Raw genomic sequence first — 24,605 nt, 5'->3', positions numbered from 1 at the left:
GATCAGGGCAGGGCGGCGGGAGTGAGCGCCGGGGTGTCGTGGTCGTCGCGCGGGTGGCACAGGGCGAGGTAGCCGACCAGTGCGGCGCACACCAGCGCGGCCAGGATCGCCGTGGTGCCGAAGCCGACGCCGACGCCGAGCGGCTTGTCCATGCCGAGCCAGTCGGCGAGTGAGGCACCGAGGGGGCGGGTGAGGACGTACGAGGACCAGAACGCGGCGACGGCGTTGAGCCCGGCGAAGCGGTGCAGCAGCCACGGCACGAGGATGGCCGCGCCGAACAGCAGCGCGGAGTGCACGAATCCGAGGTCGAGGTAGAAGCCGGTGAGGTCGCCGGCGGCGGTGCCCAGGGCGAAGGTGAGCAGCACGGTCAGCCAGTAGAAGACCTCGCGACGGCGCGTGGTGACGGTGTGGATCGACAGCGTGTGTTCGGTCGCGTACCAGGCGGCGAAGCACCCGGCCAGGGCGATCGCATACCCGGTGGTCGTGACCGGCAGGGGTACGTGCAGTCCGACGCGGAAGCAGTCCGCGGCGGCGGTGCCGAAGACCGCGATCATCGCGACGGTGAACCAGTACGGCGCGGGGTGGTACCGCGAGGAGCGGAACTGCCACCAGAAGGCGCCCACCAGGGCGGCGGCACTCGTCCCGGCGGACAGCCACAGGCTCCACTGACCGAGAAAGTCGGAGGTGGCCTCACCCATGCCGGTGGTGAGGACCTTGACGATCCAGAAGAGCGCGGTGGCCTCGGCCACTTTCGTCGGCGTATTCGCCGGTGATTTCTTTTCCATTTCCCGACTTCTGCTTTCTGTGATTTATCTGTGTCGTACTCGGGGTGTCCTTCCGGTGAGGTTAGAAATGCGGGTGGGAACGGCGCGTCAGTCGATGGTCGCTACTTTCCGCAGGTGTACGACCTTCGGTTGATGTCCCGTGCGCCGGTGTCCCGTAGCCTCGGGAGCGTGATTTCGATCGGCCCGGAATTCCTGGAGCGTGTGCGCCGGCCGGCCCTCGCGCCTCTGCTGGTGTTCGGGCCGCCCCTGGTCTGCGCCGCCCTCGCGGTCCACGAACTGCTCTACAACAGGGCCGGCGCGGTGGACTGGACACTGGCGGCGGCGGTGATCGCGCCGCTGGTGCTGCGCCGCCGGGCCCCGGTCGCCGTCTTCTGGTGCTGCTGGGTGGTGGCTGTGCTGACCTGGGCCCTGGGCACCGTGTCGCTCGCCGAGCTGGCCGTCCTCGTCGCCCTGTACACCGTCGCCGCCGAGCGCGGCCTCCGGTACTCGCTGAGCGCGGCGGTCGCCGTCGCGGCCGGTGCCGGGGTGGTGGCGGTGCGGTTCGGGCCGCCGGGCAGCGTGAACGACGTCGTGGTGGTGCTCACCGGCCTGGCCGCGGCGGCCTTCTTCCTGGGTACGACGGTGCGGGCGCAGAGCCGCTACCTGCTCTCCGTGGAAGACCGCGCCCAGCGGCTGGAGCAGGAGCGCGCCCAGCAGTCCCGGCTCGCCGCGGCGGCCGAACGCACCCGTATCGCACGGGAGATGCATGACATCGTCGCCCACGGGCTGGTCGTCGTGGTCGCCCTCGCCGAGGCCGCCGCGGCCACGACGGCGAGCGATCCGGACGGCGCCCGCTACCAGATGCTCCAGGCCGCCTCGACCGGCCGGCAGTCCCTGACCGGCATGCGCCGCCTGCTCGGCGTACTGCGGGCGGAGGACGGGGCCGACCGGGCACCGCAGCCGGACCTGGGCTCGCTCAAGACCCTGGTGGACGAGACCCGCCGCACCGGCCTGGACGTTCGGCTGACCGAGACCGGCACCGAGCAGCAGTTGGACGCCGAGGTGCAGACCACCCTCTACCGGATCGTGCAGGAGTCACTCACGAACGTCGTCAAGCACGCGACGGAGGCGTCGAAGGTCGACATCGTCCTGGACCGCGATCCCCACCGGGTCGCGTTCACCGTCACCGACGACGGCAGACCGGCCCCCGGCCCCCGCCCAGGCGGCTCCACCGGCAACGGTCTGACCGGGATGCGGGAGCGGGTCGCCCTGTTCGACGGCGACCTGACCGTGGGACCCACCGCCACGGGCTGGACGGTCTCCGGTGAACTGAGGCTGAGCGAGCCGCGATGACCATCAAGGTCCTCCTCGCCGACGACCAGGCGCTAGTCCGCATGGCGTTCCGCAGCCTGCTCGGCACGATGCCCGACATCACGGTCGTCGCGGAGGCCGCCGACGGCCGGGAGGCCGTCGACCTCGTCCGGCGGACGGCACCGGACGTGGTCCTTATGGACGTCCGCATGCCCATGATGGACGGCATCGAGGCGACCCGCCGGATCACGAGCGCCTCGCCGTGCCGCGTCCTCATCCTGACCACCTTCGACCTCGACGAGTACGCGTTCGAGGGGCTACGGGCGGGAGCCTGCGGATTCCTCCTCAAGGACGTCGTCCCGGCCGTGCTGCACGAGGCGATCCGGGCCGTGGCCGGCGGTGACGCGGTACTCACCCCGCGCATCACCCGCGACCTCGTCGACCGCTTCGCCAAGGCCGCGCCCTGGCCCCGTGACGAGGCGGCCGGCGCGCTGTTCGCCCAGCTGACGGCCAGGGAACGGGACGTCTTCCACCTCATCGCCACCGGCCTGACGAACGCGGAGATCGCCCAGCGCCTCCACCTCACCGAGGCCACGGTCAAGACCCACATCACACGCATCCTGGCCAAGCTGCAGCTCCGGGACCGGGTGCAGGTCGTGATCTTCGCCTACGAGCACCGACTGCGCCCGCACGGAGCCTGACCGGTCGCGCCCGCAAGAGTGAGGGTTCCTCCCGGGATCCCTTCGCCGTCGTAGGCAGAAAACCGCTCACAGGCGGTGGCGGTCCTGCCTGCCGAAGCGCAGCTGCCACGGGGTGAGTGCGGATTCGAGCTGTACATGGAGGCTCATCTTCGAGGTTCCTTTCGCTCGTTCTTCGAACTGGATCGGTACTTCGAGGATGGTCAGCCCGCGCTTGACGGTGCGGTGGTTCATCTCGACCTGGAAGGAGTACCCGTTGCTGTGGACCGACGGCAGGTCGATCGCGCGCAGTGCCTCGGCTCGCCATGCCTTGAATCCTGCGGTGGAGTCCTTCACACCCAGGCGCAGGATGGCGTTGACGTACCAGTTGGCCCAGGCCGACAGGGCCTTGCGGTGCCACGGCCATTCGGTGGCGGTCGAGCCGCCGGCCACGTAGCGGGAGCCGATGACGACGGCGGCGTTCCTCGTCAGCAGGGTGTCGACCATGGCAGGGATCACCGAGGCCGGGTGGGAGAGATCGGCGTCCATCTGGAGCACGACGTCGGCGCCTTCATCCAGCGCACGGGTCATTCCGGCGAGGTAGGCGCGGCCTAGCCCGTCCTTCGCGGTGCGGTGCAGCACGCCCACACTGTCCGGCGACTCGGCTGCCAGGCTGTCGGCGACTTCCCCCGTGCCGTCGGGTGAGTTGTCGTCGACCACGAGCAGATGCAGGTTGGGCACCGGCAGGTCCGCGAGCAGGCCGGCGAGGACGGGCAGGTTGTCGCTCTCGTTGTAGGTCGGTACGACGACAACAACCTTCGGGGACGAGACAGCCATCGGCGATTTCCTCGGGAGGGGGTAGGAAAGGATCAGCGGTGCCGGTCGCCCGGCGGTCGAACAGCACCCTTGCGTTCCTGCTGGGGCTATGCCCTCCTGCGCCGCAGGTCGTGGCCGGCGCTGATGGCCGCGGCGGCCAGGAGGCCCAGCGCCAGGGTCTCGGTGAGGGAGCCCGGGCGAGGGACGGTCCGGAGGACGGCGAAGAGGTTCTGGCCTGCCGCGAGGGCCAGTGCCGTCCCGATGTGCAGCAAGGCCACGGACAGCCGACGTGTGGACGGCAGGGGAGCGGTCCGGGTGACGCGGGCGACGACGGTGCACAGGCGCAGCGCGACGAATCCGAGCGTGAGCCAGTAGTAGAGGACCGCGGCGGCGTCGGCGAAGCCGGTGAGGTGGTCGGTCATGCCGCTCCATGCGATCAGGCACAGGGCCGCGACCGCGGCGGCAGGGGCCGCCAGGATGCGGACCGCCGCGGCGGTCAGGCGGCGGAGGGCTTCGCCTCGAAGCGGGGGAAGCGGCGCGGCGAGGGCGATGCCGAGCAGGAGGGGGGCGAGCCAGAGGCTGGTGGCGGGCTGACGGATGTCGGCCGTCAGGGCGGTGGAGGGCTCGGCCGAGCGCAGCAGCAGCCCGGTGTTCGCGGTGAGCGCGAACAGTGCGACGGTCAGGACGCGGCGGGTCTGGCCGGTCGCCGTCTCGGGCCAGTCGCCGGGGTGGAGCCAGAGCCGCGCGGCCCCCACAAGCGTGTCGGGCCATGAGCGGATGCCCGATGCGGACACCTCGTGGCTGATGTCGTCGCCCCATCGCTCGCGAATGGCCGGTGGGTACAGGCGGGTCAGGAGTGCGGCCGCGTTCATGCCGGGGTGATCCCGAGCGCGCGCAGGCCGGCTGCGGAGATGCGGGCCATCTGCTGGAGTTCGGTGCGCAGTTGGTCGCGGCCCGCGTCGGTGATCTGCATGGTGCGGTGGCGTTCCTGGGTCTCGGCCGCCTCGTCCGCAGGCCGGATCAGCTCGCGTGCCTCCAGCCGGGACAGCGCTCCGTAGAGACTGCCGGGGCCGAGTTTGCGGCCCGTGAGCTCTTCGATCGCGGTGTTGATGGCGTATCCGTGCAGAGGGCCGTCCGCGAGGACGGTGAGCACGAGCATCTGGGCGTCGTTGCTGTGCATGGGTCTCCTTGCCTCCAGATCCGCATACTACGAGGCGTGATACTACTTGTCACGTAGTACGAGACGCGTACTATGGCGCCCCATGGAACATGCGGAGGAGAACGGCCGGGCCACGTCGGCCGTGGTTCTGGTGAGTCTCGGCACGGCCGGAGTCTTCGAGGCGTTGACCCTGCTGGCGACGCAGGACAAGACGGTCAGGGCGGTCAGCCCCTGGCAGGACGATCCGTATGACGTGGTGGTCTCCCTGACCCGGTTCACGGTGCCCATGCTCGCCTTGGTGATCGTGTTGCGGCTGTTCGCGTGGCAGGCGCCAGGCGGTGCGGACCGGGCGCGGCAGACCGTGCGTGCCGTGGCAGCGATGACCGCGCTGGTCGGGCTCACTGTGGCGTCCGAGTGGGCCGCGGTCATCGCCGAGGTGCCGGCCCCGGTGTCGGGGGCCTGGCCATCAGTGCTGGTCACCGGGCTGGCCGCCACTTCGATACTCACCGCGGTGTCAGCGGTGCTGCTCGTGCGATGGCGGCGCCGGCGGGGCCCGTCCGGCAGGTGGCGCTACGACTGGCTCGGCGACGCCCTCTTCGTCTGCCGGCGGATTCCCGTACTGCGGCGCTGGGCCGGTCCGGCTGCCGCAGCCTGGGTACGCCGTCGCGCGATGACCGTGTTCGTCACGCTGAGCACGCTGGCCGCGGCGGCCGTCACCGGTGCACAGGCCGTCGGCGAAGGCTGGACGGATCCGCTGCTCATCGCCTGGTTTCTGATCGTCGCGGCGACCTCCGATCTCGCGTTCTGCGTGATCAGCAACGCGGTCGCCGGATTCATCGCCCGGCCGCCGCGCACCCGGACCCGTCGCATCACCGAGGTGTCGGTGGTGGCCGGATGCGTCGCGATCAGTGCGGCGACGGCGTTCCGTGACGCACTGTGGCCGGTGTTCGGGACAGGATCACTGACGTCCGTTCCGGCCGTGGCTTCCCTCACGCTCGGCGCCGGTCCGGCCATGTCCGTGGTCACGGCAGCTCTCCTGCTCGCGTGCTTCCCGCACGACCCCTCCCGATCGGGCCGCCGCAGGGCGGGTGATGCGCGGCGGTAGTCAGGATGTGTTCAGGAACGGGCTGGCATCGTCGGGCAGCGTGACCTACGAAACGTCTGAGAGCCAGGTGGTTCCGGAGGCCGGCCAGTCAGCCGCTTCGGGTCGGCGCCCGCGCTGGAACAAGGTGCCCGAACTCACCGTCTACTTCTGGATCATCAAGGTCCTGTGTACGACGGTCGGCGAGACCGCCGCCGACCTGCTGAACGAGAGGGCCGGCCTCGGGCTGACCGGTGTCTCGGCGCTGATGAGCGTCCTGCTGGCCGTCGTCCTGGTGGTCCAGTTCCGCACGAGCGCCTACCGGGCGGGCGTGTACTGGACGGCCGTCGCCCTGATCAGCGTCGTCGGCACACTGATCAGCGACAACCTCACCGACAACATGGGCGTCCCGCTGGAGACCAGCACCACCGTCTTCGCGATCGTCCTCGCGGTCGTGTTCGTGGTCTGGTACCGGCGCGAGCGAACCCTGTCCGTCCATCACATCGACACCATCAGCCGCGAGTCCTTCTACTGGCTGGCGGTGTTGTTCACCTTCGCCCTCGGCACCGCTGCCGGTGACCTGGTGTCCGAGCGCCTGGACCTCGGGTACTGGCTGTCCGCCCTGCTGTTCGCGGCGACCATCGCCGCCGTGGCCATCGCACACTTCGCGCTGGGCCTGGACGCGGTGTGGAGCTTCTGGATCGCCTACATCCTCACCCGCCCCCTCGGCGCCTCCATCGGCGACTACCTCTCCCAGCCCACCCGCGACGGCGGCCTGGGCCTCGGCACCGTCGTGACCAGCGCCGCGTTCCTGGCGGTCATCCTCGGTCTGGTCGTCTACCTGGCCGCCACCCGCAGGGACGTCACAGAACCGGAGCGCGCAGCGGTATCCGCCGTCTGACCTGCGACTCCCCGACGGTCCGACGCATCGATCGGACCACGGGGGAAACTGGCGCCCAGGACGCGACGCGCCGCCCGTCCGCTCTGGTGGTCATCCGGCAGGCAGGCTGACCGTGAACCGTGCACCCGGGTGGTGCGCGGGGTCGTGTGAGACGTCGCCGCCGACGGCCCGGGCGAGGCGTCGCGCGAGCGGCAGCCCGAGGCCCGCGCCGTCATGGCCGTCGCCGTCGTCGGCACGTCTGCCGGGCTGGAACAGTTCGCCGGTGAATCCCTCCGGCACGCCGGGACCGTCGTCGACGACGTCGATCCGCACGGCGCCCTGGACGCGCTGCGTGGACACGGTCACGGTGGAGCGGGCGTAACGGGCGGCGTTGGTCAGAAGGGGACTGACGATGCGTTCGAGGAGAGCGGGCGCCACCCCTGCCTCCAGGACCTCGGTCTCGCTCTCGACCGTGGCCTTCACCTGGCCCGGGGTGTCGAGACCCTGGATCATCCGATCCAGCACGGGAAGGACGTCGGTCGTTCCGGGGGCCGTGGGCGGGTTCAGGGCGTTGTCACGGGCGTCGGTCAGGAGCGTGTCGCAGATCGTGCGCATGGACCGGGTGGCCTCGGCGATCACTTCGTGGGTGGCGCGGGTCTCGGCTTCCGAGCGGGAGCGGCCCTGCCACCAGTCGAGTTCCATGACGATCCGGGTGAGGGGGGTGCGCAGTTCGTGGGACAGCTCGCCGGTGAGCTGTCGTTCGTGGCGCAGCACGGTGCGGATGCGGTCCAGGAGCTCGTCCAGGGAGGCGCCCAGGCGGGCCAGCTCGGCCGGGTGTTCCTCGGCGCCGAAGCGCTCGTCGGAGCCCACCGCACTCCACTGGGTGGCCTGGTCGGTCATCGTCCGTACCGGGCGCAGTGCCCGGCCGACCGCGAGACGCGTGAGCACATAGGTGCATGCGAGCATGACCGCGTCCAGGACCAGAGATGCCAGCAGCAGGGTCTTGGCCGAACTGCGGTAGGGGCCGAGGTCCAGGGCGGTGACGACCGTCGCGGTGGCGTGACGGCCGGTCAGGGGCCGGGAGCAGAGCCGGACGGGCCGGTCGTGGGCCCGGGTGGTCGTGCAGGCCGGCCCGCGCCGTGCGGCCAGCCGGTCCGCGGTCTGCGTCAGCCGTCCGCCGGCCGTGGCCGACGGAGGGTGTTCGAGCAGTCGGGTGCCCGAGTAGATCCACACGTTCGCATCGAGGAGACCGTCGTTGGAGGTCTCCAGAACGCGCACCCGGGGGCCGCTCGTGTCGACGGTCGTGGCGACGGCGGCGGCCCGGGTGCGCAGTTCGTCGTCGGCCTGATGCTGCAGATGCCGGTCCATCACCACGTTGAACGCCACGGTCAGGACGGTGATCAACAGGGCGGCGGTGGTCAGTGCCACGAGAGAGAGCCGGCCGCGCAGGGTGCGGGGCGCCGGACGGCGAAGGACACGGTCGAACGTCATGACAGGTGGTGTCCGATCCCTCGTGCCGTGCCGATCGTCACCGTGCTCCCGGCCTCGCGCAGCTTGCGACGCAGCCGCGTCAGATACTGGTCCAGGGTGTTGTCGCTCACGCGCGCGCCTTCGGGCCAGGCCGCCCTGATCAGCTCGCGGCGGGGCACGGTGGAGCCTGCCGCGGTGCCGAGCGCCGCGAGCAGCCGGAACTCGGTCGGAGTCAGCGCGACGCGATCCCCGCGCACGGTGACGGTGTGCCCGACCGGGTCCAGGACAAGGTCCCCGGCCGTGGCTGTCGGAGCCGGCGCGGCTCGTCTGAGGGCCGCTCGCAGGCGTGCGGTGAGCTCGGCGAGGTGGAAGGGCTTGGGCAGGTAGTCGTCGCCGCCTGCGGAGAAGCCGGACAGCCGGTCCGTGAGCCCGTGCCGGGCGGTCAGGAAGATCACGGGAGCGACGAAGCCGTTGGCGCGTATGGCCTGGCACACGTCCCGGCCGTCGGCGTCGGGCAGCCCGATGTCCAGAACCGCTGCCGCGCAGTCGGTGGTGGCCAGCCGCAGGGCTGTCGCGCCGTCGGCGGCGAGGACGGGGTCGAAGCCGTCCTCGGCCAGGCCACGGCGCAGCACATCGCGCAGAGCGTTGTCGTCCTCGACGACCAGGATCTTCTTGCGCATGATCTTCCGGCGACTCCTCGGCGACGCGGCGGCCTGGGCCCTGCGACGGTCGATTGGTTCAGGGGGCAACGGGCATCAGTGGGCAACGAGCAGGGGGCGCAGTCGTCCGGATGCGATCCACCGGGCCAGGGCTTCCGACCGTCCGCGCACGACCGTCATCAGCGACAGTCCGGTGAGGGCGCCGACGGCGAGCCCGGCGACGATGTCGTGCGGGTAGTGCGCGCCGACCCAGACCCGTGCGACGGCCATGACCAGGGCGGCCGCTGCCCCGATCGCACCCAGTCGCCGTGACACGAACAGCAGCGCCGCCGCGGCGGCGGCCGCGATCGCCGCGTGGTTGCTGGGGAAGGACCAGTCGCCGGGTGCCGGGCACGCCTCCAGTACTCTCACGTGCAGGCTCTGGCACGGGCGGTCCTCACGCACCACCAGCTTCAGCACGGAGTCGACACCGTACGCGGCGACGACGACCGCCGGTACCGCCAGCGCCTCCATCGCGGCCGCGGGTCCTGTCCGCCGGGCCCGCCACCAGCCGACCGCAGCGAGGACGGCGAAGAACGCGAGTCCGTACGTCGACCAGAACAGCACCAGGTCGTCCAGCCAGCCCGGCGAGTGCTGGGCCAGACGCACCACGTCGAGGTAGCCGGATCCGTCGATCGAGGACCCGTCGAAGGCCGAGGTCATGCGCGCTCCTGAGACGCACCGGCGGCACGGCGGGAGCGAAGGAGCTCGACCAGCAGGGGGATCAGTGACACGACGACGATCAACGCGACCAGCGGCAGCAGGTAGCGGTCGACGTTCGGGATCGAGGAGCCGAGTGCGTAACCGGCGAGCGTCAGGCCGAGACTCCACACCAGCCCGCCGGCCACCTGCCACACGGTGAACGTCCGGACCGGCACGCCGAGCGCGCCCGCCATCGGATTGAGCACCGTACGGACCACCGGCACGAAGCGGGCCAGGACGACGGCCTTCGCGTATCCGTAGCGCTCCAGCAGTTCCTCCGCCCGCTGTGCCCCCTCCCGCAGCCGCGTGGAGCGGCTGCGCGCGAGGAGCGCCCCGCCGGCCTTCCGGCCGAGCAGGTAGCCGCACTGCGCACCGGCCAGAGCTCCGAAGGCTGCCGCGACCAGCAACGGCCCCAGCGAGAGGTGGACGGCCTGGCCGGCCGGGCCCGCGCCCAGCAGACCCGCCGTGAACAGCAGCGAGTCCCCGGGAAGGAAGAACCCGACCAGCAGCCCCGTCTCCGCGAACATCACCACACCCACCCCCAGGACGCCGAACGCGGCCAGCAGCGACCGGGCGTCCAGGACGTTGACGGCCAGTTGCGAGGCGAGGTGCAGGGGTGTGGTCATAGGCCGCGGGCCTTTCTGAGAATGACTACAGTCTTGTAGACGGATGCTCCGTGAACTGTAGACGAACGGCGAGCGAGGAGCGTTCCTGCGGGGCCTAACGGCGATCAGTGATCTGAAGCACTGCCACCGGCAGGGTGAATGTCCTGCTCCCCGGTGTGACCGGGCCATCCGTGGTCACGCGGTCGGCCGGCGTCGGCGCGAGTTCGTCGCGCTGGCGTGCCGGGGCGTCGGGGGACGTGCCCCGCACGAGCCTCTCCGTGGCCGCGTTACCGGCAATCACGGGTCTCCGCCCGAGACGGTCTCGGTGATCGGCCGGTTGCCTGTCGCTCCGTTGGTGCGCAGCGGTGGGATCCTGCGGTGGGCCGCGGAATGGATCCGGGCGCGGACTGCCGGCGCGGGCCGCAGCTTGACGACGGCGTCCAGGCCGCCGCCCGGCGCCGCGTTCAGGGAGACGTCCCCGCCGCCGGCCTGGGTGAGCCGCTGAACCATGGAAAGGCCCAGGCCGGTGCCGTCGTGGTGGGCGTCGGCGGCACGCCAGAAGCGGTCGAAGGCCCGTTGCCGGTCGGTTTCGGTCATGCCAGGGCCCTCGTCGATCACATGTAGTTCGACCGTGCAACCGTCTTCTGTCGTCGTGGTGGTGGTCGCCAGGGTGATGGTGCTGCCGGGCGGGGAGACGTTCAGGGCATTGGACAGCAGATTGTCGAGGATCTGTTCGAGTGCGCCCGCGACCGCCCACACCTGGCCGGCTTTCGGGCCGCCCACCGCGATGCCGACGCGCTGATCGCCGGCGAACGCCGTCCAGATGGCGGCGCGGTCGGCGACGACGGCGTCGAGGTCCACGATCTCCGGGGTGGTCGCCGAGTTCTCCAGCCGGGCGAGGGCGAGCAGCCCCTGGACCATGCGGCTGAGGCGGGCGACTTCGTCGATCGCGTCGCCGAGACTGTCCTGGGCGCAGGCGGCGAGGTGGGGTTCGAAGTTCTCCAGACGCAGGCGCAGCGAGGTCAGAGGGGTCTTGAGCTGGTGCGACGCCTCGGAGGCGAAGGCTTGCTGGGCATGCAGCAGGTGCTGGAGCCGGGTTGCCGTGCGGGTGAACGAGGCCGTCACCCGGCGTAGTTCGGGCGGCCCGCGGTCGGTGGCCGGAGGGTCGGTCAGGCGGCCGTCGGCAAGTTGCGTCGTGGCCCGCTCCAGAGCCCGGAGCGGGCGGGTGATCCAGCGGGCGAGCGCGAAACCGATCAGCGCGACCACCGCCAGCACGCCCAGGCCGACGACGCCGAGCGCGACCCAGGTGGCATGCACCTTCTCGGCGATCGGGGCCAGCGGGTAGAGGGTCCGGACGGCGCACGGGACAGCGTCGCCGGACCCGCCCGGCACGGTCGCGAACAGGACCTTGACGCCCGGGACGAGGTCGTCGCGGATCCCGGTGGCGGGCCGGTCGTGGAGGGCGGTGGCGATGTCCGACTGGGAGGAGAGGTTGCTGCCCACGGCGGTGGCGTCGGCGGAGTCGGCGAGGACCGTGCCACCCCGGTCGGTGATGACCACACTGCTGCCGGTGCGTCGGGCGTAGTCGCGGGCGAACTCCGGCAGGTCCGACGCCCGCCCGTGCTCGAGTTTCTCCTCGCACACGGAGGCGAGCGTCACCGCGCCCAGCTCCGCGGTGTGGGAGAAGCGGTTCAGCTCGTTGCGGGCGTAGACGAAGCCGAACGGAACCTCCAGGGCCAGCAGGACGAGAGCCATGAGGCTGAGGTAGCTGAGCAGCAGACGGCGGGTCATCGGGCGCCTCTGCGCGGCTGATCCGGTGCCATCGGGGACGTATCCGGGCCGGTGGGCGGAACAAGACGGAACCCGATGCCGCGGATGTTCTCGATCCAGGCGGGGTCCCCGAGTTTGCGGCGCAGGGCGGCGATGTGCACATCGAGGGTCTTCGTGGGACCGAAATAGTCCGGCTCCCATACCGTGTCGAGGATCTGCTGGCGTGAGAAGACGGCTCCGGGATCCTCGGCGAGGCAGACGAGCAGGGAGAACTCCTTGGGAGCCAGGGCGATCGGCACCCGGCCCACGTGGACCCGACGGGTCCGGCGGTCGACGCTGAGCGGGCCGATCCGCTGGGCGCCGGCCGCACCGGCCAGGTCCCGGCTGCCGGAGGCTCCGGTGACCGTATCGCCCGCGTCGCCGGGCACGGCCCGGGTCCGGCGGGCCACCGCCCGGATCCGCGCCACCAACTCCCGGACGCCGAACGGCTTCGACACGTAGTCGTCCGCGCCCAGCTCCAGACCGAGCACCCGGTCGGTCTCGGAGTCCCGCGCGGTGATCATGATGATCGGGACCGGGGAGCGGGCTCGTAGCTCCCGGCACACGTCGATGCCGTCCATGTCGGGGAGCCCCAGGTCCAGGAGCACCATCGCCGGCTCCGCGGCGGACAGGCCGTCGGCACCGGTGCGCGCGTGTTCCACGGTGAACCCGAAACGGCCCAGCCCCTCCAGCAGGGGCCCGGCCACCCGGTCGTCGTCCTCGATCAGCAGCAGATGCATGGCGACAGGCTCACAAACAGCGGCCGTACCGCGTTGTACAACCGCCGCACCATTCCCTCGTATCAGTGACCCCTCGGGTTTCCCATGTGACGGCGGCACGCACACGGTCATCGATGGGAACGGGCGGAATGCAGCCGGATGGCGCACTCGCGGACGAGGTCTTTTCCGGGACATCCAGTGTGCTGCCAGCTCACGGTTAGGAAATGGTTAGGAAACAGGACGGCAGGCTCGCTGTGACGGGGCGGAGGTGCGTGTCGCAGGCAGGCAGGAGTGGCCCATGACCTGCGACTTGCGATGTGACAGGCATGGCTGCTGCGTACTGGGGGCCTGGTCGTTCGTCCGTCGAAGTCCGCGGGAAAATTCATGCACGGCCCTGGTCTTCGGGCACTGCGGGGTATTCGCCGCAGGGTTTCCGGGAACTGCCTGTATTTCTGTTTGATCAGCGCTTACACGCCTTCCCGTAGTGTCCGACGTGCGGTCTGAGCCAGGTGCACCGCGTGCTGGAAAAACCACTCGACTTCCGGGAATCCGCCATGCCCTCAGGTAGCCCCCACATGTCCATGAGTCCTCCCTTCCCGCAGGGAAGAAGCGATGCGATGCCCGACGAGAGGACGATCGGCGAACTGCGGCGGGTGCGCCCGGATCTGGTGGAGCCGTTCGCGGCAGCCTTCCCCGGAGCGCGGGCCACCGTCCTGGGGCGGCTGTGGGGCGCTCTCGCGCGGGAGCCGCTGCCCGGCGTGACCGCCCGGCGGCACGAGGCGGACACGCTGGTCGTCACGGTGCGGAACGGTGATCGGCTCACGGCGCCCGACGCCTGCGCCCAGCGGTTCGCCCGGCCGCCCGAGGACTTCACCGTGTCGGGGCCCGCGGGGCCGGTTCGCGGGCCGGCGCAACTCCTCGCCCGGCTGGGGCTGTCCGGATCGGCCGTAGGGCGGCTCGCCGCCGAGCTGGACAACAGCGTCGTCAACCTCGCGCTGGCCCGCGCCGCGAATCCCGAAGGGCCCGGCGGTGCGCGGGATTCGGCCGATGGGCCCGGCAGGCTGCGGGATTCGGCCGATGCGGAGCAGGCGGTGGTCGACGGCCACCCGCAGCACCCGTGCTGCCGTACCCGTACCGGCATGTCCGTCGCCGAGGTCCTGGCCTACGCGCCCGAGCACCACCCGGTGATCGAGCTGGCCCTGCTGCCCGTCCCGGCCGACCGCTGGCAGAGCGCGGGCACCTGGCCCGCCGAGCTGCGGGACGGCGATACGTTCCTGGTCCCGGTCCACCCCTGGCAGCGGGACCACGTACTGAGGCGCCACCGCGACCTCGCCGTGACGGGGCAGACGATCCCGGCCCGGCCGCTGCTGTCGCTGCGTACCCTCGCACCGGTGGCCGACCTGCCCGGCCATCACATCAAGACCGCCCTCGATGTGCAGGTCACCAACTACCGGAGGACCATCTCGCCGGCAGAGGTGGCCGACGGACCGGCCCTGTCGGATCTGGTCTCGGCGGTCGTCGACAAAGCCGGGTTCGGTGCGAGCCTGCGGGTGCTCCGTGAACTGGGCGGCGGCGCGGTCCGGGTAGGTGGGCGAGCCTCCGACAGCCTGGCCGCGATGGTCAGGGAGTCCACCGACTCCCACCTCGGCGACGGCGAGATCGCCGTCCCGCTGACGGCGGTGCACGCGACCGGCGCCGCCGTCGTGACGGGCGATCCGGTGCGCTGGCTGCGGGACTTCGCCACGCTGGTACTGCCGCCCGCGTTGGCTCTGCTGTCCATGGGAGTCGCGCTGGAGGCCCACGGCCAGAACACCCTGGTCGTCCTCCGGGACGGGAAACCGGTCCGCGTGCTCTACCGGGACCTGGACGGGGTCCGCATCAGCCCGCGCAGGCTGGCCTCCTGGGGATTCACCCTGCCGCCCCTGGCCGGCACCCGGGCGGGCGACGACCTGGACGCGCTGCGCACCAAGCTGTTCGGCGCGCTGGTCAGCGGCGTCTTCAGCGAACTGGTCGACGTCGTCGCCCGCACCCGTGCCACCGACCCCGGGACGCTGTGGGAGACGGTCGCCGAGGCCGGCCGCCGGGCATACGCCGACCTGCCGGACCACGGGGACGAGGCCGTCTTCTTCGGCGACACCCTGCCGTTGAAGGCCACCGTCGCGATGCGGCTGGCCGACGACCCCGGCAAGGCCCAGTGGGTTGCGATCCCCAATCCCCTCGCCCGGCACCGCCCCTTCTGACGCACTGGAGCCCCCCGTGACCACCTCAGCCGTCGCGTCCAGCACCACCACGACCGCAGCGCGGACCGGCCACTCGGACGAGACCGCCGACGCCGTCACCGCCCACACCCTGCTCAACTGCCTCGTCCGCGAGGTGTCCGCCCCCGAGCACCAGGTGACCGTCGACCACGACCACCTCCTGCTGCGCCTGCCCCACCGGGACCTGCTGCTGCGGGCCCGACTTCGGCGAGTCTCGATGATCGGCGCCCACCGCTTCCAGGGCCCCGTCCAAAGACTCCACGACGACGCATGGGTCACGGTCGACTGGCGGGAACTGGCCGGCTACGTCCAGGAGGAACTGGAACTGCGTACCGGCACGGCCAACGACGAGTTCCTGGACCAGATGGCCGACAGCCACGAGACGATCCGCACCACCCTGGAACACCGGGCCCGTCCGGCACCGCAACCGGACCTGTGTCCTGACCTCTATCTGGCTTCGGAGCAGGCGCTGGTGTTCGGACACCGCTTCCACCCCACCCCCAAGGCCCGCAGCGGAGACCCGGCGGACTGGTTGGCGTACGGACCGGAGACCGGAGCCCGTATCCGCCTGCGCCATCTGGCCGTACGCCGCGAACTGGTGCGGGAAGAGGGCGAGTCGGACGAGCTGGACAGCCTGTTTCCGCCGGTGGACCCGGACTACGTGACGCTCCCGGTGCATCCCTGGCAGTTCCGTTTGCTGCGCGGGCACGAGGGGCTGTGTGCGGCGATGGCAGAAGGCGCCGTCGTGGACGCGGGCGTCAGCGGGCCCGCATGGGTGCCCACCGCGTCGGTGCGCACGCTCTACCAGCCGGACGCGGACACCTTCCTGAAGTTCAGCCTGAACGTCCGCATCACCAACTGCCTGCGCAAGAACGCCGGTTACGAACTGTCGGGGGCCGTCGCCCTGAACCGGCTGGTCCAGCCCGTCATGACCCGGCTCGCCGACCGCTTCCCCGGCTGCGCGGTGCTCGCCGAGCCCGGCTACCGCACACTCGCCGCCGGCGGCGACACCGACCTGATCGAGGGTTTCGGCGTCATCGTGCGCTCCGGCCTGCGGCCCCACCTCCGATCGGGCGTGACACCCCTGCTCGCCGCCGCGATCGCGGACGAGTACCCCACCAGCCAGGCCCACGTCTCCCACCTGCTGACCCGAGGTAGCGGAGACCTCCTGGCCTGGTGGGAGGCGTATCTCGGGTTGCTGCTGCCACCCGTGCTGGCCGCGTACTTCGAACACGGCATCGTCCTGGAACCCCACCTGCAGAACGTCGTCGTCGGCGTGAGCGCGGACGGCATGCCCGCGCAGATGCTGTTCCGCGACCTGGAGGGCACCAAGCTCCTGCCCCGCCATCACGAGCGCTTTCTGTCCACGCTGCCGGAGGACGTCCGCGGGCCGTTGACCTACGACGCCGAACGCGGCTGGAACCGGGTCGCGTACTGCCTGCTGGTCAACCATGTCGCCGAGGTGCTCGGCGCCCTGGCCGACCTTCGGCCGACGCTGGAACCCGCGCTGTGGGGCCTGGTCCGTGACCGCATCGACGCCTACGCCCGTACCGCCGGTGCACCGCCCCGCCTGCGTGCCCTGCTCTCCGGCGTCCCGCTGCCCGCCAAGGCCAACCTCCTGCTGCGCTGGTCACGCCAGGCCGACCGGCACGCCCACTACGTCCCCCTGCCCAGCCCGCTCGGCGCGGACTTCCCCCGCGAGGTGACGCCGTGAGGCCCGCACTTCTGCACCACGTCCGCCGGTTGGCCGACGACGACCTGCCCGCCTACCTCTACGACCTGCCCGGCCTGCGCGAGCACGTCCGTGCCGTCCGGGCCGCGATGCCCCGCCGCGTCGAACTGCTGTATGCGGCCAAGGCCAACTCCGACCCCCGCCTGCTGCAGACCCTGGCCGGGCACGTCGACGGGTTCGAGGTCGCCTCCGGCGGCGAGATCCGCCACATCCGCGGTCTCTTTCCGGAAGCGCGGATCGCCTTCGGCGGCCCCGGCAAGACCCCGGGGGAACTGGCCGAGGCCCTGGACGCGGGCGTGGAGCGCCTGCATGTCGAGAGCGAGCACGAACTGCGCACGCTGACGACCGTGCTGGGCGACCGCACGGTCGACGTGCTGCTGCGTGTCAACGTACCGGTGATGCTCCGTTCGGTCTCACTGGTCATGGGCGGTTGTCCCAGCCCTTTCGGTCTGGACCCCGCTCAGCTGGACCGCTGCCTGGAGATCATCTCGGCCGACGGCCGCATCCGGCTGCGCGGGCTGCACGTCCACGTGGCCAGCGGCCTCGACGCGCGCGCTCACCTGTCCCTCGTCGCCCAGGTCATGGGCTGGGCGGACCGCTGGGCGCAGCAACAGAAGATCGCGCTCGCCGAGGTCAACCTCGGTGGCGGAATGGGCGTCGACTACGCCCGCCCCCACGAAGTCTTCGACTGGGCCGCGTTCGGTGTCGGGCTGCGCCGGACGCTGGAGCGCCACCCCCGGGTCACGCTGCGGATCGAACCGGGCCGCTCGGTCACGGCCTACTGCGGCTGGTACGTCACCCAGGTCCTGGACCTCAAACGCAGCCGCAGCCAGGCGTTCGCCGTCCTGCGCGGCGGCACCCACCACCTGCGCACACCGGCCGCGAAACAGCACGACCAGCCCTTCGAGATCGTCCCCGACCAGTCCTGGCACCACTCCTGGACCCGCCCGGAAGTCCACGGCGAGCCGGTGACACTGGTCGGGCAGCTCTGCACCCCCAAGGACGTCCTGGCCCGCCGCGTCGTCGTCGACCGGCTGCGGACCGGCGACCGGATCGCGTTCGCCATGGCCGGCGCCTATGCGTGGAACATCTCCCACCAGGCATTTCTCATGCACCCCCACCCGACCTTCCACCACATCGACGACCTGGACGTGCCCGTCGCGGACGCGTACGCGGGCCGAGCGACATGAGCATGCACTGCCGCCCGCCACGCGAAAGAGAACACGGTTCGGCGATCGCCGCCCTCACCGTCCGGGCCTTCCGCCGCTACCTGCTCGGCCAGCTGACCTCCAACATCGGCACCTGGATGCAGCGAGCCGCCCAGGACCTGCTGGTCCTCCACCTCACCGGCAACAGCGGCAGGGCGGTCGGCATCGTGACCGCACTGCAGTTCCTGCCCCAGACCCTGTTCGGCCTCACCGGGGGAGCCCTCGCCGACCGCTACCCCAGGCGCCGGCTGCTGCTGATCACCCAGACCACCATGGCGGCGCAGTCACTGCTGCTCGGCGTCCTGACCGTCACGGGCACGGTGAGCCTGTCCTCCGTCTACGCCCTGGCCGTGGCCCTCGGCACCGCCACCGCCGTGGACAGTCCCGCCCGCAACGCCCTGATATCGGAACTGGTCGCCCACGAGCAGGTGGCCGCCGCGGTCAGCCTCAACTCGGCCCAGTTCAACGTCGCCCGCATCCTCGGTCCCGCCGCCGCGGGCCTGACCGCGGCCGCCGTCGGCACCGGCCCGGTGTTCCTGATCAACACGGTCTCCTACCTGGCGGTCCTGTACGGGTTGTGCACGATCCCGTCCGGTGAACCCCGCCACCCCGGCCGACACCGACCCGGCGACAAGCGGCTGTCCGACGCCTTCCGTCACATCGCCGCCACTCCGGAACTCCTCCTGCCGATCACGCTCGTCGCCGTCGTCGGCACCTTCGGACTCAACTTCCAGGTCACCATCTCCCTCGTGGCCATCACCGTCTTCCACTCCGGCGCGGCGGCCTTCGGCTGCCTCTCCGCCACCTACGCCGCGGGCAGCCTCGCCGGCGCGCTCCTCACAGCCGGCGGGAAGCGACCGCCCACCGCACGACGTCTGCTCACGGCCACGGTCGCCTTCGGCGTACTGGAGGCGGTGCTGGGCCTGATGCCCGGCTACGGCACCTTCACGGCCCTGCTGGTCCCCGTCGGCCTCGCCGCGGTGATCGTCACCACGACCGCCAACGCCCTGACACAGCTGCACGTCGACCCGCAGCTGCGTGGCCGTGTGCTGTCCGTCTACTTCCTCGTGCTCCTGGGCGGCACCCCCATCGGCGCCCCCCTCGTCGGCGTCGCCTCCGACGCCCTCGGCCCCCGCTCCGCCCTGGTCCTCGGCGGCGTGATCTCAGCGGCCTCCGCGCTCGCTCTCACGGCCTGGACCGCCAAGCGGCACCGAGCGAATCCGCGGCTGACGGCGCCGGGCCCGGCCGGTCCGCCGCTCGCCGAGGCTCGCGACACGTCGGTCGGCACCGTCGGCGAGGCCCTGACCAGCCCGTCCCGGAGCCGCAGCAGCAGCAGAAGCGGGCCGTGGCCGGGCTGAAGGGGGAGACGGCGGGACCGACCGTTCGGGTCGTCAGAGGACGTCGTAGACCAGGTGTGTCGCGGTCGATGTCGCGGTCACGCTCCGCTGCACCAGCGTGCGCGGCGCTGCGCCGGTGAACAGCGGTGTCCCACTGCCCAGCACGACGGGCGCGAGGTGCAGGGACAGCACGTCGACCAGGCCGGCGTCGAGCGCCGAGCCGACCGTGGCGCCGCCGCCCATGAGGATGACGTCGAGGTCCTGCCCGCTGCCCGACGCCGCCGCCTCGGCACGCTCGCGCGCGGCGGTGACGGCGTCGCGCAGGCCGGTCGTGACGAACGTCCAGTCGAGGTCGGTGAGCCGTACCGACTGCGGCGGTGAGCTCGTCACGACGACGAAGGCGGGCTTGCCGACCTCGCCGGCGCCGTAGCCGGTCGTGCCGTCCCAGCCGTTCGGTCCGTCGACGATGTCGAAGAGGCGGCGGCCGAGGACGACGGCGCCCGAGCGGACGGTCCCCTCCCGCAGGATCCGGTGATCCTCGGGGTCGTCGGAGAACGCCCAGGTGTGCAGGGCCTCGCCGCCGGTGCCCAGACCGTTGTCCGGGCCGGGGTCGGGCCCGGTGACGAAGCCGTCGAGGGAGACCGAGATGTCAGCGATGATGCGTGTCATGCCAGGGCCGACCCGATCCGCCCGCAGAACTCATCGCTCAGAATCAGGCGCGTGCGTGCCGGATGCCCCCCAGGGCCGAGTAGAGCGAGTGATACGCACGGTGGCAGTCAGGATATGTTCAGGTTCCAGCTGGCACAGTCGGGCAGCATGAGCGATGAAACGTCTGCTGACCAGGGTTGGAATTTACTCCACGGTTTCACTGAGCCGGCCAGGAAATAGGAGCCTTTCCGGTCGACCGGCATGGGCGCTGTCTGTGCTCGCATGCTGGTGACCACGGCATCGAGTCTCTTCACCTCGGCTGCTCCCACCAGCGGCGTCATCGCCATCGTATTGCCTCCAAGAGAATTAGAACCCTTGGCAATGCATTTCCAGATAATTACCGTCCCGCAGACGTGAGGGTCGCCCCTCCGTGCTGTCACTCGTTCCATGCGAGGGTTTCATGACAACAGAGACGACGACCGAGGGCCTTCGGACGTCTGCCAGGCAGATGCTGAACAAGGTTCCCGAGGTCACGATCTGGTTCTGGATCATCAAGATCCTGTGCACCACGGTCGGTGAGAGCTTCGCCGACTGGATCAATATGAACCTCGGCGTCGGCCTGATCAACACGGCATTGATCTTCACCGTGGTTCTGGCGGGCGTCATGGGCTGGCAGCTCACCACCAAGCGCTACGTCCCGTTCGTGTACTGGCTCACCGTCGTGGTGGTGAGTGTGACCGGCACCCTCTACACCGACATCCTCACCGACAGCCAGGGCGTTCCCCTCGCGTTGAGCAGCAGCGTGTTCGCCGGCCTGCTGGCCGTCGTCTTCGGGATCTGGTACGCCCGCGAGCGGACCCTGTCGGTCCACACGATCACCACCCGTCCCCGTGAACTCTTCTACTGGCTCGCGGTCCTGGTCACTTTCGCCCTCGGCACCGCGACCGGCGACTGGACCCTGGAACTGACCGGCTGGACGCCGGGTGTCTCCGTGTTCCTGCCGCTCGGGTTGATCGTCGCGATCGTCCTGGGATGGCGCCTCGGCGCGGGCGCGGTGCTCTCCTTCTGGCTCGCCTACATCCTCACCCGCCCGCTCGGTGCCAACCTCGGCGACTGGCTCGGCTCGCCCAGCGGCGACGGCGGCCTGGGTCTCGGCACCGCGATGACCAGCGTGATCTTCCTGGGCGCGATCCTCGCCACGGTGGTGTACCTCACGGTCAGCCGCAGCGATGTCATCGAGACCCACGATCTCTCCCATGCCCCGCGAGCGCTGAACCCGGCGCGTGAGCGGATCATGCTCGGTTACTACGCCGTCGTAGCGGTCGCAACCGCGGCGCTTCTCGTCTGGGCGCACCACCAGCCCCACGCGGCCGCGGCCGGCGAGGACGACGCCCCCGCGCCCGTGACCACCCATCTCACCCCGAAGCAGGCGACGTCGCCGTTCCCTCCGGCTGAGATCGCGAAGTTCCGCACGATCGCCGCCGACACCCTGGCGAAGCTCAATGCGGGCAACCAGTCAGCCGCGACCGCCCGAGTGACCGACCTCGAGACCTCCTGGGACAAGGACCAGTCCGCCCTTGAGCCCAAGAGCGAGCAGTCCTGGCACTTCCTCGACAGCGAGATCGACCAGGTCCTGACGGCGCTACGCGCCCAGAGCCCCGACAAGGCCACCGAGGTCAAGGCACTCAACACCCTCCTCACCTCACTCGGCTGACCGACCAGGACGACGCACTGCCCCGACGCATCCCAGGCGCCGGGGCAGTGAGCGTCCGTTCTTCGGGTGGGCGGTTGCCTGCCTTTTGCGAGTGCGACTTACTCTTACGACTTGTAGGAGTTTCCGGGGAGGGTGTCGGCGTGTCCAGGGCAGACCCCCATGAGGCACCCGGTGGACGGTCTCGCGGCGATTGCGGGGCCGTGTCCTTGGCTGAGGAGTGGCGAGAATGAGCGAACACCGGCGCCGATCGTCGGGGAGGACCGCACCGTCCGGCATACCATCCGGCTCTGGCGGTGTGCCGGCCGGCGGCCGGGCCGCGGCACGCAGGGCTGCCCAGGCCCGGGGCGGCCGCGCCCGCCGCGCGGGGGGCCCGCGGGGTACGGACGCCGGACGTTCAGGTCGGCGCCGTCTCATCGACTACCCGCGGGCGGGCAGGCGCGGCGTCCGGCGGTGGCTGCCTTCGTGGAAGCTGGTGTCCGGCACCTTCCTGCTGTTCGTCGGCGGCGTGCTGGGCCTGTTCGGCTATGCCTACGCCACGACGACGATCCCCGGCGCGAACCCCAGTACGCAGGCGCAGAGCAACACCTACTACTGGTCGGACGGCTCGGTGATGGCCACCCAGGGGTCGACCAACCGGCAGAACGTCGATCTCGCGCAGGTCCCGAAACTGGTCCAGTGGGACTTCCTCGCCGCGGAGAACGCGACCTTCTACTCCGATCCGGGCGTCGACACGCAGGGCATGCTCCGCGCCGTCTACCACATGGCCACGGGCGGTGAGGTGCAGTCGGGGTCCACCATCACCCAGCAGTTCGTGAAGAACACCTACCTCAGCCAGGACCAGTCGGTCAGCCGCAAGCTCAGGGAGATCATGATCTCCCTGAAGATCGGTGGCCAGATGTCCAAGCAGGAGATACTGCAGGGCTACCTCAACACCTGCTTCTACGGCCGGGACGCCTACGGGATCGAAGCGGCGGCCCGTACCTACTACCACGTGCATGCCTTCCAGCTGAACGTCAGCCAGGGGGCATTCATCGCCGCCACGGTCAACGAGCCGAGCCTGCTGATGCACGCCGACACCGATCCGCAGGCCAAGGCCCAGGCCAAGGCACGCTGGAAGTACGTGCTGGACCGGATGGCCAAGATCCACGAGATCACCGGCGCGCAGGAACAGCGCTACCTGGCGCAGGGGTTCCCCACGCCCAAGCCGTACGCGCCGTCGGCGGGAACGTCCGGGCAGACCGGTTACCTGATGCAGGCCGCGGCGAAGTACGTCGAAGCCCACACCTCCCTCACGGACCAGCAGCTGGAGCGTGGCGGCTACCAGATCTACACGACCTTCGACAAGAAGAAGGTGAACGCGCTGTCGGCGTCCGTCGCGGCCATGGAGCACCGGCACCTCGACCCGCAGCACCGCTCGGCCGACAAGGACGTCCAGGTCGGCGCGGCGTCGATCAGTCCGTCCACCGGGGCGATCGTGGCGCTGTACGGCGGGGCCGGCTGGAACAAGGGCCACTGGACGGACAACGCGGACGCGACCGGTGTGCCGGTCGGCTCCACCTTCAAACCCATCGACCTGGCCGCCGCCCTCGACCACGGCGCCGTCCTCTCCCCGGGGCAGCCGGCCTCACCGATCACCCCCGCCTCGAAGTTCAACGGCGACGACGGCATCACCATCAAGAACCAGCAGGGCCAGGAACTGCCGGACTCGAACGACCCCACAGGACTCCTGCACCAGCGCAACGACGTCTCCACGAAGTGGGGATACATCACCCTGCGCAAGGCGATGGAGCAGTCGGTCAACACCCCCTACGTCCAACTCGGCGAGTACGTCGGCTACGACAACGTGGAGAGCGAGGCCCTGAAAGCGGGGCTCCTGCGCACGACCCTGCAGTACGACACCCCGGGCTTCTACATCGGTACCTCCACACCGTCGGCGATCCGCATGGCGGACGCGTACGCCACCTTCGACGACGGCGGGATCCAGCACGAGCCGTACTCGGTCACCAAGGTCGTCGCCGACGGCCAGCAGCTGCCCGGCTTCGACAAACCCAAGGGCACCGTGGCCATGCCCGCCGAGACCGCCGACACCGTCACCGACGTCCTGCGCGGCGTCGTCAAGAACGGCACCGGCACCAACGCCCAGGCCCTGGGCCGCCCGGTGGCCGGCAAGACCGGTACGACCGACGACTACAAGTCCGCCTGGTTCATCGGCTACACCCCGCAGCTGACCACGGCGGTGAGCATGTTCAAGGAGGACTCGAAGAACGCCGGCCTGCAGTCCATGCAGGGCGTCGGCGGCTACGCCAAGGTCTTCGGCGCCGACATGCCCACCGAGGTGTGGACCGGCTACATGACCGCCGCCCTCCAGGGACAACCCGTCCAGCAGTTCCCGCCCGCACCCCAGCTGGGCGAGGGCACGGACGAATACGGCGCACCCTCGCCCACCCCCTCCGCCACCGCACCCCAGAGCACCCCCACGGCCACCCCGACCGCACCGGCCTCCCCGACCCCCACCACCACACCGTGCCACCGGCACAGGAGGCACTGCGTCAGCCCGAGTCCGACCGACACCACCGGCACCACCGCCGGCACCGGCGGCGGGCTGCTCGGCGGCACAACCGGCGGAAACATCTCACCCTCACCGACGACCAGCTCATCGGCCCCGGCCGGTACCCGCCCAGGGCGTTGAGCCGCGTCACGGTGGCCTCGGGCACCTTGTTCCCGCGCAAGGGGCGGCCGCGGCAGACCGCGCGCCACGCGGTCTGAACAGGCACGCGGCGGCCGTTCAGGATCCGTTCAGGCTGACGCTGCCAAGGTCAGTGGTTGCGATCGCCTCGTCGCGGTCGCCTCCCCCACTTCGAGTACGTCTTCGCGGAGTTCGTCGAACGGGGCTGGACGTCACCGGGATCGCCGCCGTTCGGGCTCTGCTTGCCCTTGCCGGCCAGTCGGATCTTCTGTCCGTCCTTGACGCCGATCGGGGTGCGCACGGTCAGCGGCTTGCCGCCGGGCATCTGCAG

At 70.7% G+C, this 24,605-nt stretch carries 23 protein-coding genes; 10 read left to right on the top strand and 13 right to left on the bottom strand.

Annotation, left to right across the window (positions count from 1 at the left end; translation table 11 throughout):
* Positions 1-2: 2 nt before the first annotated feature.
* Entirely contained in the window at positions 3-749 is a 747-nt protein-coding gene (locus tag ACWGKQ_RS21770; protein WP_453293585.1) for a COG4705 family protein, read from the bottom strand.
* Between the two features lie 204 nt (positions 750-953).
* Here ACWGKQ_RS21770 and ACWGKQ_RS21765 point away from each other — a divergent pair, with 204 nt between their 5' ends.
* Together ACWGKQ_RS21765 and ACWGKQ_RS21760 are read left to right on the top strand one after the other, a co-directional pair.
* Positions 954-2,117, top strand: a complete 1,164-nt coding sequence (locus tag ACWGKQ_RS21765) for a sensor histidine kinase (RefSeq protein ID WP_453293584.1) — start codon at positions 954-956, stop codon at positions 2,115-2,117.
* A complete protein-coding gene (locus ACWGKQ_RS21760) occupies positions 2,114-2,776 on the top strand; it encodes a response regulator (RefSeq protein WP_453293583.1) in 663 nt (220 codons plus the stop codon). The genes ACWGKQ_RS21765 and ACWGKQ_RS21760 overlap by 4 nt, the downstream gene beginning before the upstream one ends.
* Before the next feature lie 66 nt (positions 2,777-2,842).
* Here the strand turns inward: ACWGKQ_RS21760 and ACWGKQ_RS21755 are convergent, their stop codons facing one another.
* From ACWGKQ_RS21755 to ACWGKQ_RS21745, 3 genes are all read right to left on the bottom strand, one after another.
* Positions 2,843-3,589: a polyprenol monophosphomannose synthase gene (locus tag ACWGKQ_RS21755; protein ID WP_453293582.1), complete on the bottom strand. Its 747-nt coding sequence runs from the start codon at positions 3,587-3,589 to the stop codon at positions 2,843-2,845.
* Positions 3,590-3,675: 86 nt separating this feature from the next.
* Positions 3,676-4,440: a hypothetical protein gene (locus ACWGKQ_RS21750; protein ID WP_453293581.1), complete on the bottom strand. Its 765-nt coding sequence runs from the start codon at positions 4,438-4,440 to the stop codon at positions 3,676-3,678.
* Positions 4,437-4,748, bottom strand: a complete 312-nt coding sequence (locus ACWGKQ_RS21745) for a helix-turn-helix transcriptional regulator (RefSeq protein WP_453293580.1) — start codon at positions 4,746-4,748, stop codon at positions 4,437-4,439. The genes ACWGKQ_RS21750 and ACWGKQ_RS21745 overlap by 4 nt, the downstream gene beginning before the upstream one ends.
* Before the next feature lie 82 nt (positions 4,749-4,830).
* Here ACWGKQ_RS21745 and ACWGKQ_RS21740 point away from each other — a divergent pair, with 82 nt between their 5' ends.
* The gene (locus ACWGKQ_RS21740) at positions 4,831-5,832 is read left to right on the top strand and encodes a hypothetical protein (protein WP_453293579.1); all 1,002 of its coding nucleotides are present in this window, start codon (positions 4,831-4,833) and stop codon (positions 5,830-5,832) included.
* A gap of 40 nt (positions 5,833-5,872) precedes the next feature.
* Entirely contained in the window at positions 5,873-6,709 is an 837-nt protein-coding gene (locus ACWGKQ_RS21735) for a COG4705 family protein (RefSeq protein ID WP_453293578.1), read from the top strand.
* 90 nt (positions 6,710-6,799) lie between these two features.
* Here ACWGKQ_RS21735 and ACWGKQ_RS21730 read toward each other — a convergent pair whose 3' ends face one another.
* The 6 genes from ACWGKQ_RS21730 to ACWGKQ_RS21705 form a co-directional block, all read right to left on the bottom strand.
* Entirely contained in the window at positions 6,800-8,179 is a 1,380-nt protein-coding gene (locus ACWGKQ_RS21730) for a sensor histidine kinase (protein ID WP_453293577.1), read from the bottom strand.
* Positions 8,176-8,838 (bottom strand): response regulator transcription factor, encoded by a 663-nt coding sequence (locus ACWGKQ_RS21725; RefSeq protein WP_453293576.1) that lies wholly within the window; start codon positions 8,836-8,838, stop codon positions 8,176-8,178. The genes ACWGKQ_RS21730 and ACWGKQ_RS21725 overlap by 4 nt, the downstream gene beginning before the upstream one ends.
* Before the next feature lie 75 nt (positions 8,839-8,913).
* Positions 8,914-9,519, bottom strand: coding sequence for a phosphatase PAP2 family protein (locus tag ACWGKQ_RS21720; protein WP_453293575.1), 606 nt, complete (start codon positions 9,517-9,519; stop codon positions 8,914-8,916).
* Positions 9,516-10,184 carry a DedA family protein gene (locus ACWGKQ_RS21715; protein ID WP_453293574.1) on the bottom strand — a complete coding sequence of 223 codons (669 nt, stop codon included), beginning with the start codon at positions 10,182-10,184 and terminating at the stop codon, positions 9,516-9,518. The genes ACWGKQ_RS21720 and ACWGKQ_RS21715 overlap by 4 nt, the downstream gene beginning before the upstream one ends.
* A gap of 276 nt (positions 10,185-10,460) precedes the next feature.
* Positions 10,461-11,954 carry a sensor histidine kinase gene (locus tag ACWGKQ_RS21710; protein WP_453293573.1) on the bottom strand — a complete coding sequence of 498 codons (1,494 nt, stop codon included), beginning with the start codon at positions 11,952-11,954 and terminating at the stop codon, positions 10,461-10,463.
* A complete protein-coding gene (locus ACWGKQ_RS21705; protein WP_453293572.1) occupies positions 11,951-12,712 on the bottom strand; it encodes a response regulator transcription factor in 762 nt (253 codons plus the stop codon). Before ACWGKQ_RS21705 ends, ACWGKQ_RS21710 begins: the two co-directional genes overlap by 4 nt.
* 596 nt (positions 12,713-13,308) lie before the next feature.
* Here ACWGKQ_RS21705 and ACWGKQ_RS21700 point away from each other — a divergent pair.
* From ACWGKQ_RS21700 to ACWGKQ_RS21685, 4 genes are read left to right on the top strand one after another with little or no spacing between them, the layout of a single operon-like run.
* Positions 13,309-14,931, top strand: coding sequence for an IucA/IucC family protein (locus tag ACWGKQ_RS21700; RefSeq protein ID WP_453293571.1), 1,623 nt, complete (start codon positions 13,309-13,311; stop codon positions 14,929-14,931).
* Positions 14,932-14,947: 16 nt separating this feature from the next.
* Entirely contained in the window at positions 14,948-16,663 is a 1,716-nt protein-coding gene (locus tag ACWGKQ_RS21695) for an IucA/IucC family protein (RefSeq protein WP_453293570.1), read from the top strand.
* Positions 16,660-17,871 carry a type III PLP-dependent enzyme gene (locus tag ACWGKQ_RS21690; RefSeq protein ID WP_453293569.1) on the top strand — a complete coding sequence of 404 codons (1,212 nt, stop codon included), beginning with the start codon at positions 16,660-16,662 and terminating at the stop codon, positions 17,869-17,871. The genes ACWGKQ_RS21695 and ACWGKQ_RS21690 overlap by 4 nt, the downstream gene beginning before the upstream one ends.
* Complete coding sequence (locus ACWGKQ_RS21685; RefSeq protein WP_453293568.1) at positions 17,868-19,247, top strand: MFS transporter; 1,380 nt, start codon at positions 17,868-17,870, stop codon at positions 19,245-19,247. The genes ACWGKQ_RS21690 and ACWGKQ_RS21685 overlap by 4 nt, the downstream gene beginning before the upstream one ends.
* Positions 19,248-19,280: 33 nt before the next feature.
* On the opposite strand, the gene ACWGKQ_RS21680 is transcribed toward ACWGKQ_RS21685, so the two are convergent.
* On the bottom strand, positions 19,281-19,895 hold the full coding sequence (locus ACWGKQ_RS21680) for a dihydrofolate reductase family protein (RefSeq protein WP_453293567.1): 615 nt from the start codon (positions 19,893-19,895) through the stop codon (positions 19,281-19,283).
* A 107-nt stretch (positions 19,896-20,002) separates the two neighbouring features.
* A complete protein-coding gene (locus ACWGKQ_RS21675) occupies positions 20,003-20,221 on the bottom strand; it encodes a hypothetical protein (RefSeq protein WP_453293566.1) in 219 nt (72 codons plus the stop codon).
* 161 nt (positions 20,222-20,382) lie between these two features.
* On the opposite strand from ACWGKQ_RS21675, the gene ACWGKQ_RS21670 reads away from it, so the two are divergent.
* Positions 20,383-21,588, top strand: coding sequence for a COG4705 family protein (locus ACWGKQ_RS21670; protein WP_453293565.1), 1,206 nt, complete (start codon positions 20,383-20,385; stop codon positions 21,586-21,588).
* Between the two features lie 472 nt (positions 21,589-22,060).
* On the top strand, positions 22,061-24,277 hold the full coding sequence (locus ACWGKQ_RS21665; RefSeq protein ID WP_453293564.1) for a transglycosylase domain-containing protein: 2,217 nt from the start codon (positions 22,061-22,063) through the stop codon (positions 24,275-24,277).
* A 127-nt stretch (positions 24,278-24,404) separates the two neighbouring features.
* Here ACWGKQ_RS21665 and ACWGKQ_RS21660 read toward each other — a convergent pair.
* The coding region (locus ACWGKQ_RS21660) for a DnaJ C-terminal domain-containing protein (RefSeq protein ID WP_453293563.1) at positions 24,405-24,605 on the bottom strand (201 nt) is incomplete at its 5' end.

It is taken from the genome of Streptomyces sp. NPDC054770 (assembly GCF_053611985.1).
The sequence above is the reverse complement of the archived record's forward strand: the minus strand, read 5'-3'. Positions and strand labels throughout refer to the sequence as shown.

What these genes read in the sequence shown, in the direction of transcription:
- ACWGKQ_RS21760 (WP_453293583.1), top strand. Translation starts at nt 2,114, where the DNA reads ATGACCATCAAGGTCCTCCTCGCCGACGACCAGGCGCTAGTCCGCATG.
- ACWGKQ_RS21755 (WP_453293582.1), bottom strand. Translation starts at nt 3,589, where the DNA reads ATGGCTGTCTCGTCCCCGAAGGTTGTTGTCGTCGTACCGACCTACAAC.
- ACWGKQ_RS21750 (WP_453293581.1), bottom strand. Translation starts at nt 4,440, where the DNA reads ATGAACGCGGCCGCACTCCTGACCCGCCTGTACCCACCGGCCATTCGC.
- ACWGKQ_RS21745 (WP_453293580.1), bottom strand. Translation starts at nt 4,748, where the DNA reads ATGCACAGCAACGACGCCCAGATGCTCGTGCTCACCGTCCTCGCGGAC.
- ACWGKQ_RS21740 (WP_453293579.1), top strand. Translation starts at nt 4,831, where the DNA reads ATGGAACATGCGGAGGAGAACGGCCGGGCCACGTCGGCCGTGGTTCTG.
- ACWGKQ_RS21730 (WP_453293577.1), bottom strand. Translation starts at nt 8,179, where the DNA reads ATGACGTTCGACCGTGTCCTTCGCCGTCCGGCGCCCCGCACCCTGCGC.
- ACWGKQ_RS21725 (WP_453293576.1), bottom strand. Translation starts at nt 8,838, where the DNA reads ATGCGCAAGAAGATCCTGGTCGTCGAGGACGACAACGCTCTGCGCGAT.
- ACWGKQ_RS21720 (WP_453293575.1), bottom strand. Translation starts at nt 9,519, where the DNA reads ATGACCTCGGCCTTCGACGGGTCCTCGATCGACGGATCCGGCTACCTC.
- ACWGKQ_RS21715 (WP_453293574.1), bottom strand. Translation starts at nt 10,184, where the DNA reads ATGACCACACCCCTGCACCTCGCCTCGCAACTGGCCGTCAACGTCCTG.
- ACWGKQ_RS21710 (WP_453293573.1), bottom strand. Translation starts at nt 11,954, where the DNA reads ATGACCCGCCGTCTGCTGCTCAGCTACCTCAGCCTCATGGCTCTCGTC.
- ACWGKQ_RS21705 (WP_453293572.1), bottom strand. Translation starts at nt 12,712, where the DNA reads ATGCATCTGCTGCTGATCGAGGACGACGACCGGGTGGCCGGGCCCCTG.
- ACWGKQ_RS21700 (WP_453293571.1), top strand. Translation starts at nt 13,309, where the DNA reads ATGCCCGACGAGAGGACGATCGGCGAACTGCGGCGGGTGCGCCCGGAT.
- ACWGKQ_RS21685 (WP_453293568.1), top strand. Translation starts at nt 17,868, where the DNA reads ATGAGCATGCACTGCCGCCCGCCACGCGAAAGAGAACACGGTTCGGCG.
- ACWGKQ_RS21680 (WP_453293567.1), bottom strand. Translation starts at nt 19,895, where the DNA reads ATGACACGCATCATCGCTGACATCTCGGTCTCCCTCGACGGCTTCGTC.
- ACWGKQ_RS21675 (WP_453293566.1), bottom strand. Translation starts at nt 20,221, where the DNA reads ATGGCGATGACGCCGCTGGTGGGAGCAGCCGAGGTGAAGAGACTCGAT.
- ACWGKQ_RS21670 (WP_453293565.1), top strand. Translation starts at nt 20,383, where the DNA reads ATGCTGAACAAGGTTCCCGAGGTCACGATCTGGTTCTGGATCATCAAG.